This window comes from Nocardioides sp. zg-1308 (assembly GCF_013155375.1).
GTDB classification, from domain to species: Bacteria; Actinomycetota; Actinomycetes; order Propionibacteriales; family Nocardioidaceae; genus Nocardioides; species Nocardioides renjunii.
Window position 1 is genome coordinate 634681 of sequence record NZ_JABJQY010000002.1, and the last position, 11439, is coordinate 646119.

Genomic DNA, 11439 nt, shown 5'->3' on the forward strand with positions numbered 1-11439 from the left:
GTGGCGGCAGGCGGGGCGCGGGTCAGGGGTTGTTGAGGACCGGCAGCGCGCGGCCCATCGTCGGCGACTGGAGCGTCGCCTCGAGCAGGTGCTTGCCGAGCAGGCTCTCGTCGGGCAGCTCGATCGGGTACTGACCCGTGAAGCAGGCCTGGCACAGCGAGTCGGCCGGCTGGTCGGTCGCCTCGATCATGCCCTCGAGGGAGATGTAGCCGAGGGTGTCGGCGCCGACGCTGGCCGCGATCTCCTCCGGCGTGAGGCCGTTGGCGATCAGCTCGGCGCGGGTGGCGAAGTCGATGCCGTAGAAGCACGGCCACTTCACCGGCGGGCTGGAGATCCGCACGTGGACCTCGAGCGCACCGGCCTCGCGCAGCATCCGGACCTGGGCGCGCTGGGTGTTGCCGCGCACGATCGAGTCGTCGACGACGACGATGCGCTTGCCGCGGATCATGTGCTCGAGGGCGTTGAGCTTGAGCCGGATCCCGAGCTGGCGCAGGGTCTGGCTGGGCTGGATGAAGGTGCGGCCGACGTAGGCGTTCTTGACGAAGCCCTGGCCGAACGGGATCCCCGACTCGGCGGCGTAGCCGGACGCGGCGGGGGTGCCGGACTCCGGCACGGGCATGACCAGGTCGGCATCGACGGGGAACTCCCGGGCGAGTCGGCGACCCATCTCGACGCGGGCCTCGTGGACGTTGCGGCCGCTGATCGTGGCGTCGGGGCGGGCGAGGTAGACGTACTCGAAGACGCAGCCCTTGCGCGCGGGCTCGGCGAACTTGTGCGAGCGGAGCCCGTTCTCGTCGATGACGATCATCTCGCCGGGCTCGACCTCGCGGACCACGCTGGCGCCGATCGTGGCGAGGGCGGCGTCCTCGCTGGCGACGACCCAGCCGCGGTCGAGGCGGCCGAGGACGAGCGGGCGGATGCCCTGCGGGTCGCGGGCGGCGTAGAGGGTGTGCTCGTTCATCCACACGAAGCAGTAGGCGCCGCGCAGCTGGGGCAGCACCTCGAGGGCCCGCTGCTCGAGCGAGGTGTCGGGGTGGTGGGCGAGCAGGGCGGTGACGAGGCTGGTGTCGTTGGTCGCGCCCTCGACGCCCCTGATCTCCAGCTCGCCCGCCGGGCCGGGCAGCGCCTGGACCATCTCGCGCAGCTCGTGGGTGTTGATCAGGTTGCCGTTGTGGCCGAGCGCGATCGAGCCGTCGGCGGTGGGCCGGAAGGTCGGCTGGGCGTTGTGCCACGTGGAGGCGCCGGTGGTGGAGTAGCGCGAGTGGCCGATCGCGAGGTGGCCCTTGAGCGAGTCGAGCGTCGACTCGTCGAAGACCTGCGAGACCAGGCCCATGTCCTTGTAGACGAGGATCTGGCGTCCGTTGCTGACCGCGATGCCCGCGGACTCCTGCCCGCGGTGCTGCAGGGCGTAGAGGCCGAAGTAGGTCAGCTTGGCGACGTCCTCGCCGGGGGCCCAGACACCGAAGACGCCGCAGGCGTCCTGCGGGCCCTGGTCGTGGGGGTCGATCGCCGTGGTGAGACGGCCGTCGCCGCCCTTCCGCTTGCTCGTCGCATCGGGCACGACCCCAGTCTACGGGCGCGGCGCCCCAGCGCCGCACCGGCGACGCGTGGCCGTCTCAGGTGCCGGGCAGGACCGAGCGCAGGGTGTGCAGCGCCAGGCGGGCCACGGCCCGGCCCGAGGCCGGCAGGGGTACGAGGTCGAGCGCCGGCAGCGGGCGCGTCCAGCCCGGGTCGGAGGACAGCGCACCCTCCGGGCCGGCGTACATCGGCGTGAGCGCCCGGTCCACTGCCTCCTCCACGCCGAGGAGCGGACCGCCGCCGTCCGGCGTCCACGTCCGGCCGGGGCGGCAGACCATGTCGTGGCGCAGCGACTCGATCAGCGACGTCACCGTCCGGAACGGCGCGGTCGTCACGAGGGCCGTCGCCAGGCCGACCAGCGCCGACGGCGCGACGGGCGCCGGCACCCGGACCCTCGACAGGCCGGCGCCGCGCCCGCAGGCGCGCATCAGGTCGGGGTAGGACAGGACGTCGGGGCCACCGAGGTCGACGGCGCCCCGCGGGCCGTCGTCGCCGAGGGCGGCGTCGAAGGCGCGGAGCACGTCGGACACCGCGACCGGCTGCACCGAGCTGTGCATCCACGTCGGGACCGGCTGCACGAGGAACAGCGTCGCGATCTGCCGGATGATCTCGAACGACGTCGACCCGGCACCGATGACCACGCCGGCGCGCAGGGCGACCGAGCCGTCGATGGCGCCCAGCAGGATCCGCTCGACCTCGAGCCGGGAGGCGATGTGGGCCGACAGGTCGGCCTCGGGCACCTGCGGCACCAGGCCGGAGAGGTAGACGAGCCGGCGTACGTCGCTGTCGGCGACGGCAGCCGCCACGATCTCGGCCGCCAGCCGGTCCCGCTCGGTGAAGTCGGCGCGGTCGAGGGAGTGGACGAGGTAGACCACGGCGTCGACGTCCGTGACGGCCCGCGCGACCGCGTCCGCGTCGGTGACGTCGCACCGGATCGCGTGGACCCGGTCGTCCCAGCCGAAGCGGCCCGGGTTCGGCACGGAGGACGAGGCGGCGACCACCTCGTGGCCGCGCTCGACCAGGTGCGGGACCAGCCGGGAGCCGACGTAGCCGGTGGCGCCGAGGACGAGGACGCGCATCAGGCGGCCTCGGCTTCGCCGAGGTGCTCGAGGAGGTTGCGGGAGAACACCGTGCCCATGTGCTTGACGACCCCGGCCATCACCCGCTCGACCGCGGGACGGGCAAGCCCCGGCAGCGGGAGGGCGCACGAGATCTGCAGGTCGATGCTGACCTCGGTGCCGCCGCCGGGGTGGTCGGCCAGGTCGTAGGTTCCCATCACCGAGGTCATCTCCTCGGGCCGCTCGGGGTCGTGGGTGAACACGATCCGGTCCCGGGGGTGCAGCTCCATCACCTCGGTGAAGGTCGGCGCCACCGAGATCCCCAGCACCGGGATGGTGCCCATCCGCCACGTCCAGCGGTCACCGGCGACGTCGATGGCGGTGACGAAGGGCGTGATGCGGGCGACCAGGTCGGCGTCGGTCAGCGCGGCCCAGACCTCGCCGCGCGAGGAGCGCAGCACGGCCGAGGAGCGGTTGCGGGCACGGAAGGTCGCCATGCCGTCACGCTACCGACGGCCCCCACAGCGCGGGCTCACCCCTCCGTGAGAGCACCGAGGTTGCGCAGGAGCAGCGCCTCGGCCTTGACGACCCGCTCGAACTCCGCGAGGTGCAGGCCCTCGTTGGCGCCGTGCGCGCGGGTGTCGGGGTCCTCGACCCCGGTGACGAGCACGCTGGCGCGCGGGAACGCCTCGAGGAACTCGGCGATGAAGGGGATCGACCCGCCGACGCCCATGTCGACCGGCTCGGTGCCGTCCCATGCCTCCGCGAAGGCGGCGCGGGCGGCGTCGTACGCCGGACCGGTGGCGTCGATCTGCGTCGCCTCGCCGGTGTCGACCACCGTGGTGGTGAGCGTGGCTCCCCACGGCGTGTGCTTCTCGAGGTGTGCCTGGAGGCACTGGACGGCGTTGGCGGTGGTGTCGCCCGGGGCGATGCGCATGCTGATCCGGCAGCGGGCGGCCGGGATCAGGGTGTTGGAGGCGCCCTCCACCTTGGGGGCGTCGAAGCCGGTGATGCTGATCGACGGCTTGGTCCACAGCCGCTCGACGACCGAGCCGCTCCCGATCCACTCGATGCCCTCGGCCGCACCGGACTCGGCGCGGAGACGTGCCTCGGGGTACTCCACGTCGGCGGCCGGGCCCGCGTGCAGGCCCTCGACGACCACGTCGCCGGCGTCGTCGTTGAGGCTGGCGATCAGCCGGCTGAGGGTCATGATCGAGTCGGGCACCAGGCCGCCCCACATGCCGCTGTGGACGGCGTGGGTGAGGGTGCGGACCTCCACGTCCATCCGCACCAGGCCACGCAGGCTCGTGGTGAGCGCGGGCTCGCCGATGTCCCAGTTGCCGGAGTCGGCGATGACGATGACGTCGGCCTCGAGGCGGTCCTTGTGGGCCTCGAGCAGCTCGACGAGCGTGTCGGACCCGACCTCCTCCTCGCCCTCGATGAACATCACCAGGTTGACCGGCAGGTCGTCGCCGAAGATCCGTACGGCGCCGAGGTGCGCGGCGATGCCGGCCTTGTCGTCGGCGGCGCCGCGGCCGTAGAGCCGGTCGCCGCGCTCGGTGGGCTCCCACGGCGGGGAGTCCCAGTCGGCATGGTCGTTCTCCGGCTGGACGTCGTGGTGGGCGTAGAGCAGGACGGTCGGTGCGCCCTCGGGTCCGGCCTTGCGCGCGATCACGGCCGGCGGGGCGCCGTCGTGCGCGCGGACGATCTCGGTCTCGAAGCCCTCGGCGGCGAACAGGTCGCGGGTGGCCTCGGCGCTGCGCTCGACCTCACCGGCGCGCGCCGGGTCGGCGGAGACGGACTGGATGCGGACCAGGTCCTCGAGGTCACGGCGGATGCCGGGCATGACCTCGGCGAGGCGGGCGGCGATGTCGACAGTCATGGCCGCAACACTAGGACCAGCCTCAGCGGTCCTCCATGTGGGCCCAGGCCCCGCTGCGCTTCTCCATCATGAGCTGCTGCTCGGTCTCGGCGAACCCCAGCGAGCGGTAGACCCGGATGGCGTCCCCGTCGGCGTCCGCGACGATCACCAGCGTGCGTGCGCCGAGCTGCTCGCGGGCGTGGGCGCCGGCGGCGTGCACCGTGGCGGCGGCCAGCCCTCGGCGCCGGTGGTCGGGGTGGGTCTCGACGCTCTGGAACCGGGCGACGCCCTCCTCCGTGCGGAACACGGCGGCGGTGGCGACGACCACGCCGTCGACGAAGGCGCCGAACCTGGTCCCGCGGGCGGCGGCCACGAGGGCCTTCTCCTGGACGTTGCGACCCCGGGCGAACTCCATGAACGTGTCGTCGTCCATCCCGCCGTAGAGCGCGTGGCTGAGCCGGGCGCGCCCCTCCCAGTCCTCGTCGGAGACCAGCGGCCGGACCTCCGCCTCGACCTCGCGGGGAGGGGTGAGGTGCTCGGCGGTGAGCACCGACGCGACGTCCACGGTCATGCCGGCCGCCTCGAAGGCCGCGCGGCACTCGGGTGCCAGGTCGGCCGAGTCGATGCCGATGCTGACGTGGTCGGCCTGCGGGAACTCGGTGCGGAAGGCGGCGACGACCTCGCGCTCGCCGCCAGGGAACGGGGGCCGCGCGAGCAGGAGGAAGTTGCCCCAGAAGAACGACGGATTGGCCGGCGTGCGGACGACGAGGTGCGTGCCGCGGTCCTCGACGATGCTGCCGGAGGCGGTCAGCAGGGCCAGGTCGGTGCGGAAGCCGAGGGAGCTCACGTGCATGGGCGGAGGCTAGCCGCTGGCGGCGCCGCCCGTGGCCTCGCCGTCCAGCGGCAGGTAGGGCGAGAGGTCGGTGCGCTCGCCGCTGGCCAGCACGGCACCCGACGCGAGCGCCTCGGCCCACGTCGTACGCCCGGTCGCGACGGCGAGCCACGTCTCGGCGTCGGTCTCCACGACGGCCGGCGGCGTGCCGCGCGTGTGGCGCACGCCGGGCACCACCTGGACCGCCGCGTAGGGCGGCACCCGCACCTCGACCGAGCGGCCGGGTGCGCGCTCCTCGAGCACCGCGAGGTAGTGCTTGACCAGCGCCCGGGTGTCCGCCGTCGCGAGGGCTGCGGGGGCGAGCTTCCTGAGTCGGGCGGGCACCGTCCGAGCCTAGCTGCGGGCCCGTCGGTCGGACGCGACGGAGTCGAGGACCGCCACGCAGGCCGCCCACGCGTCGCTCGTCGGGTCGATGACGTCGAAGTGGCCGCCGGTCACCTCGACGAGGACCGCGTCGGCGCCGGCCGCGGTGGCGGCGTCGACGTAGGTCGTCGCCTGGTCGAAGGGCACGACGTCGTCGTCGCGGGCGTGCACCGCCCACACCGGGGCCTCGAGCGGCACCTGCGACAGCGGGTCCGCCTGCTCGTACGTCGTGGCATCGGCGTCACCGAGGAAGGCGAGCGCCGCGTCCTCGCCGAGGCCGAGCTCGACGGCCGCCCGCAGGTCGAGGACGCCGGCCTGGCTCACGACGTGGGTGACCGCCGGACCGCCGGCCCAGCGGTCGGAGCGTCCACACGCGCCGGCCCACGTGGCGAGGTGGCCGCCGGCCGAGTGGCCGAGGGTGACGAGCGGCCCGGTGGCAGCGGCGGCGCCGGCCGCACCGGCCGCTGCGCCGATGGCGGCGTGGACGTCGTCGAGGGTGGCCGGGAAGCCGCCGCCGTTGCCGACCCGGCGGTACTCCACGTTGGCCGCGGTCCACCCGCGAGCTGCGAGGTCCTCGGCCAGCGGGGCGCCGTAGTCGGCGCCGTACTGCGCCTTCCAGAACCCGCCGTGGATCACCACCACGAGGCCGAGACTGGGGCCCTCGGGGCGGTGCAGGTCGACCCACTGGCTGGGGTCGTCCCCGTAGGTGATCCGCTCGGTGCCGGCGCCTGGTCCGTTCTCCACCTCCCCCACCCTGCCGGACGGCTCGCCCGTGCAGGCGGCGAGGGCCGGCGCCACGCCGACGACGCCGGTCAGCACGAGGGCCGATCGTCGCGACAGGCTCACTCCGGTGCGCCGCCCTCGGGGTAGGGCTGGACGATGTGGACCAGGTGGTAGGTCCGTCGCCCGGGCGCGCGGCCGCGCGTGCGGTCGACCCACGACTGCACGACGTCGTCTAGGTCCTGGCGCAGCTGGTGGGCCTCCTCGTCGGTGAGCTTGATCGCGTGGTCGGAGGTGGAGAACACCCCGCTGCCCTCGGGGCGGTCGAGGACGAAGGTCCGCTCGACCAGCTCGTGGAGCTGGGCCAGCTTGCTGGCCCGGAAGACGTCCACCGCGGCCGCGCCGCCGGGCGCGTCGGTGAGCTGCTTGAGGTTGACGGTGAAGCCCTCGGCCGAGGTCGCCCGCCACACCCGGTCGCGCTTGTCGCGGGCCTCCTCGGGCGCCTCCTCGACCAGGCCGTACTTGGCCAGCTGGCGCAGGTGGAAGCTCGCCTGGTTGGCCGGGATGCCGAGCTCCCGGGCGACGTCCGCGGCCCGCACCGGCCCGGTGGCCGAGAGCTCCTCGAGGATCCGGGTGCGCACCGGGTGGGCGATGGCGCGCAGGACGCGAGGGTCGCTGAGGGGCTGCGGCTCTGGCATGCGGGAATGGTAGCCGAGTTGCGCACATACTGTTGCGCAACAACACGTGCGCATCATATGGTGCGGATATGCCCGGATACCGCCAGCTCGCCCGCAACCGGGACTTCACCGTCCTCTGGATCGGCGACACCGTCAGCGAGCTCGGCACCGCGCTGTCGACGTTCGTCTTCCCGCTCATCGCCTACGCGCTGAGCGGCTCGGCGCTGACCGCCGCGCTCGTGGAGGCGGCCTACCTCGGCGGACTGTGCGCGACCCTGCTGCCCGCGGGGGTGCTCGCCGACCGCGTCGACCGCAGGCGGATCATGCTCGTGTCCAGCGCGACCGGCTGCGTGGCGTACACCTCGCTCGCGGTCGCCGGCGCTGCCGGCCGCCTCACCCTCCCCCACCTCGTCGGGGTCGCGCTGGTCGCCGGCGTCGCGGCGGGCGCGTTCAACCCCGCGCAGACCTCCGCGATCCGGTCGGTCGTCACCACCGAGGACCTGCCGACCGCCCTGAGCCAGAACCAGGCCCGCCAGCACGTCGCCTCCCTGCTCGGCGGCCCGCTCGGCGGTGCGTTGTACGCGGTCACGCGGTGGCTGCCGTTCGCGGTCGACGCGGTCACGTTCGCCGTCGCGTGCGTGACCGTCAGCCGGGTGCGGACCGACCTGTCCGCGCCGCACCGCCGTCAGGAGCCGCTGCGCCGCCAGCTGTCGGAGGGGTTCACGTTCATGTGGTCGCGGCCGTTCTTCCGGGTGCTGCTGGCCTGGTCGTCGCTCACCAACCTGGTCACCAACGCGATCTTCTTCGTGGTCGTGCTCCGGATGGTGCAGGACGGGGTCCCGGCCGCGCAGGTCGGACTGGTCTCGACCGCCGCCGGCGTGGGCGGCATCATCGGGGCCGTCATCGCGCCGAGCATCATCCACCGCATGCCGACCGGTCGGCTGACCGTCCTCATCGGCTGGATGTGCTGCCTGCCGCTGGTGCCGCTGACGATGTCGGCCAGCGTGTGGACCGCCTGCCTCAGCGTGTTCCTCCTGCTCCTGCTCAACCCGGTCGGCAACGCCGGCATCGGCTCCTACCGGATGGCCGTCACGCCCGCCCGGCTCCAGGGCCGGGTCGGCTCGACGAGCCAGTTCGTGTCGATGTCGGTGATGCCGCTCGCGCCCCTGCTCGGCGGCTTCCTCCTCGAGCGGGAAGGTGGCGCGACCACCATCGGGGTGCTCGTCGCCGCCTCGGCCCTGCTGGCCGTGCTGCTCACCTCGAGCCGGTCGATCCGGTCCGTCCCGCGGCCCTCGGAGTGGGTGGTGGACGCGGAGCCGGAGCCCGTCTCGACGAGTGGGGCGGCCTGAGGCTCACCCCGCGCGGGAGAAGCGCGCACCCACCTCGGCGACCTTGGCCACCAGCTCGGGAGGCGACTCCACGACGAAGGCGGCGCCGGATCCCGCCAGCACCATCACCGGCCAGTCGAGGTCGTCGACGTTCATCTCCAGCACGCAGCCCGCGCCGGTCCCGTCCGGCGTCACCGTCCCCCAGCGGCCGACCTGGGCGGCCAGGTCCTCGGCCGCCATCGACACCCGCACGCGCACGGCCCAGCGCTGGGGCATCCGGCGGATGCCCTGCTGGACGAAGGCGAGCGCGTCCTCGGCCGGCAGCTCGCGCGCGCGGAAGCGCTGCCCGGTCGGCTCGGGGCCGGAGATCCGGTCGAGCCGGAAGCTGCGCCAGTCCATCCGGTCGCGGTCCCAGGCCACGAGGTACCACCGGCGGCCCAGCGACACCAGCCGCAGCGGCTCGACCCGGCGGTGGGTCACCTCGGACCCGCGCGCGGCGTAGTCGAAGCGCAGCAGCTCGCTGTCGCGGCACGCCTGCGCGAGCGTGGTGAGGACCGCCGCGTCGAAGACGGGGGCGCCCTCCCACGGCCCGGGCGACTCCGTCTGCGAGGCGACCGCGTCCATCTGGCGGCGCAGCCGCGGGGGCATCAGGGACAGGACCTTGGAGAGCGCCTGCACCGACCAGTCGTCCATCCCGGCCACCGCGCCGGCCGCCGCCGTACGCAGCCCGACGGCGACCGCGACGGCCTCCTCGTCCTCCAGGAGCAACGGCGGCAGGGAGCCACCGGCCCGCAGCTGGTAGCCGCCGGCCGCGCCCCGCACCGCGTCGACGGTGTAGCCCAGGTCGCGCAGCCGCTCGACGTCGCGCCGCAGCGTCCGGGGGCTCACCTCCAGCCGGTCGGAGAGCTCCGGGCCCGGCCAGTAGCGGTGGGTCTGGAGCAGGGACAGCAACCGCAGCATCCGCTCGCTCGTGCTCATGCCTCCCAGAATATTCGCAATGCGGTCACAATGTGACCGCATGCGTTCCTAGCGTGGTGGTCATGACCCACCACCACCACACAGGACCGGCGATCGTGACGCGTGGCCTGACCCGCCACTTCACCTCGCGCAAGCAGACCGTCGAGGCCGTCCAGGGCCTCGACCTCGAGATCGAGCAGGGCGAGCTCGTCGCCTTCCTCGGCCCCAACGGGGCCGGGAAGTCGACCACCCTCCGCATGCTCACCACCCTCATCCCGCCCACCTCCGGCTCGGCGAGCGTCGCCGGGCACGACGTGGTGACCGGCCAGCGCGCCGTGCGCCAGGAGATCGGCTTCGTCGGCCAGGGCAACGGCGCCGGGCACCGCCAGCTCGGCCGCGACGAGCTGATCAGCCAGGGCCGTGCCCACGGCCTCTCGCGCGTCGACGCCCGCCGCCGGGCGGCCGAGCTCGTCGAGGACCTCGACCTCGGCGCGGTCGCCGACCGCAAGGTCTCCTCGCTGTCGGGGGGTCAGCGCCGCCGCCTCGACATCGCGATGGGGCTGGTGCACCTCCCGCGCGTGCTCTTCCTCGACGAGCCCTCGACGGGGCTCGACCCGCAGAACCGCGCGAACCTCCAGGAGCTCATCCGCCGCCTGCACGCCGAGAGCGGCAGCACGGTGGTGCTCACCACCCACTACCTCGAGGAGGCCGACGCGCTGGCCGGTCGCGTCATCGTGGTCGACCACGGGCGGGTGATCGCCGACGACTCGGCCGTCAGCCTCAAGAGCGGGCTGGGCGACCTCGTCCGGCTCGGGTACGCCGACCCGGCGCAGGCGGCCCGTGCCGCGGCCCGCCTCGAACGGATCCCCGACTCCCGCGTCGAGGTGACCGACGACGCCGTCGACCTGAGGGTCAAGGACGGCTCGGCGATGGTCGGCGAGCTGCTCGCCGACCTGGCCGCGGACGGCGTACCCCCCGCCCGGGTGGAGGTCGCGCGCCCGACGCTGGACGACGTCTTCCTCGACCTCACCGGCCGCAGCCTGCGCGAGACGCAGCAGACCACCGACCCCTCCGACGAGCCCATCCACTCCACCGAGATCGACAGCGAGGTTGCCGCATGAGCACGTTCGTGTCCGACACCGTCAACGTGATGAACCGCGAGCTCAAGCCCGTCTGGCGCGAGCCGATGGCCGTCGTGTTCGCGATGATCCAGCCGCTGGTCTTCCTCGGCCTCTTCGCACCGCTGCTGCCGCAGGTGGCGGAGGGCTCGGCGCTGCAGTGGTTCGTGCCCGGCATCGTCGCGATGACCGCCCTGATGGGCGCGTCCTTCACCGGCTCCAACCTGATGGAGGAGATGCAGTCGGGCTCGCACGAGCGCCAGCTCGTCTCGCCGCTGGGCCGCCCGGCGCTGCTCGTCGGCCGCGCGCTCAAGGAGGTCGTCCCGATGCTGATGCAGGTCGCGATCATCGTCGCGGTCGTCACGCCGTTCAGCTTCGACCTGCACCTCGGCGGCGTCCTGGCCGCGGCTCTCATCCTGTCGCTGTTCAGCATCGGCGTGGGCGCGCTGTCGTTCGCGCTCGCGCTGGCCTCCAAGGGGCAGGACTGGATGTTCTGGACGGTCCAGCAGACCCTCCTCTTCCCGGCGCTGCTGACGGCCGGGGTGCTGCTGCCGATGGAGGGCGCGCCCCGCTGGCTCGAGGTGGTCTCGATGCTCAACCCGATGACGTACGTCGTCGACGCGACGCGCGCGCTCTTCGCCGGGACCTACCCCGCCGACGTGGTCGCGCAGGGGGTCGCCGGCGCCGCCGTCGTGGCGGCGCTGGGGCTGTGGGTCGGCGTACGGGCGATGCGGCGGTCGAGCTGAGGGGTCGGCCTCACTCGTTCAGTGCCGTCTGACGTGGCGGGAGTCCCCGGATATCCGGGGACTCCCGTACCTACAGGTAGAGATCTCTACCTCGAAGCACGTAACTCGGGTGCTAAGTACGGCGCCGGCCCAAGGTGGCGG

At 73.5% G+C, this 11439-nt stretch carries 12 protein-coding genes; 3 read left to right on the forward strand and 9 right to left on the reverse strand.

The genetic code is table 11. The features are described from left to right. Window positions 1-22: 22 nt before the first annotated feature. From purF to HN031_RS04875, 8 genes are read right to left on the reverse strand one after another with little or no spacing between them, the layout of a single operon-like run. Entirely contained in the window at window positions 23-1561 is a 1539-nt protein-coding gene (purF, locus tag HN031_RS04840) for an amidophosphoribosyltransferase (RefSeq protein WP_172267096.1), read from the reverse strand. 55 nt (window positions 1562-1616) lie between these two features. Continuing rightward, a complete protein-coding gene (locus tag HN031_RS04845; RefSeq protein WP_172267099.1) occupies window positions 1617-2657 on the reverse strand; it encodes an NAD-dependent epimerase/dehydratase family protein in 1041 nt (346 codons plus the stop codon). Beyond that, window positions 2657-3133, reverse strand: coding sequence for an SRPBCC domain-containing protein (locus HN031_RS04850; protein ID WP_172267102.1), 477 nt, complete (start codon window positions 3131-3133; stop codon window positions 2657-2659). The genes HN031_RS04845 and HN031_RS04850 overlap by 1 nt, the downstream gene beginning before the upstream one ends. Window positions 3134-3168: 35 nt before the next feature. Continuing rightward, window positions 3169-4518 (reverse strand): dipeptidase, encoded by a 1350-nt coding sequence (locus tag HN031_RS04855; protein WP_172267105.1) that lies wholly within the window; start codon window positions 4516-4518, stop codon window positions 3169-3171. Between the two features lie 22 nt (window positions 4519-4540). Beyond that, window positions 4541-5350 carry a GNAT family N-acetyltransferase gene (locus HN031_RS04860; protein WP_172267108.1) on the reverse strand — a complete coding sequence of 270 codons (810 nt, stop codon included), beginning with the start codon at window positions 5348-5350 and terminating at the stop codon, window positions 4541-4543. Window positions 5351-5359: 9 nt separating this feature from the next. Next, the gene (locus tag HN031_RS04865) at window positions 5360-5713 is read right to left on the reverse strand and encodes a sterol carrier family protein (protein ID WP_172267111.1); all 354 of its coding nucleotides are present in this window, start codon (window positions 5711-5713) and stop codon (window positions 5360-5362) included. A gap of 9 nt (window positions 5714-5722) precedes the next feature. Further along, window positions 5723-6571, reverse strand: coding sequence for an alpha/beta hydrolase (locus HN031_RS04870; protein ID WP_216652051.1), 849 nt, complete (start codon window positions 6569-6571; stop codon window positions 5723-5725). Between the two features lie 23 nt (window positions 6572-6594). Further along, complete coding sequence (locus HN031_RS04875) at window positions 6595-7170, reverse strand: helix-turn-helix domain-containing protein (protein WP_172267114.1); 576 nt, start codon at window positions 7168-7170, stop codon at window positions 6595-6597. A 68-nt stretch (window positions 7171-7238) separates the two neighbouring features. On the opposite strand from HN031_RS04875, the gene HN031_RS04880 reads away from it, so the two are divergent. Next, the gene (locus HN031_RS04880; RefSeq protein ID WP_172267117.1) at window positions 7239-8498 is read left to right on the forward strand and encodes an MFS transporter; all 1260 of its coding nucleotides are present in this window, start codon (window positions 7239-7241) and stop codon (window positions 8496-8498) included. A gap of 3 nt (window positions 8499-8501) precedes the next feature. On the opposite strand, the gene HN031_RS04885 is transcribed toward HN031_RS04880, so the two are convergent. After that, on the reverse strand, window positions 8502-9455 hold the full coding sequence (locus tag HN031_RS04885) for a YafY family protein (RefSeq protein ID WP_216652052.1): 954 nt from the start codon (window positions 9453-9455) through the stop codon (window positions 8502-8504). 62 nt (window positions 9456-9517) lie between these two features. On the opposite strand from HN031_RS04885, the gene HN031_RS04890 reads away from it, so the two are divergent. Then, window positions 9518-10555 (forward strand): ATP-binding cassette domain-containing protein, encoded by a 1038-nt coding sequence (locus tag HN031_RS04890; RefSeq protein WP_172267119.1) that lies wholly within the window; start codon window positions 9518-9520, stop codon window positions 10553-10555. After that, on the forward strand, window positions 10552-11298 hold the full coding sequence (locus HN031_RS04895) for an ABC transporter permease (protein ID WP_172267120.1): 747 nt from the start codon (window positions 10552-10554) through the stop codon (window positions 11296-11298). The genes HN031_RS04890 and HN031_RS04895 overlap by 4 nt, the downstream gene beginning before the upstream one ends. Window positions 11299-11439: the final 141 nt, after the last annotated feature.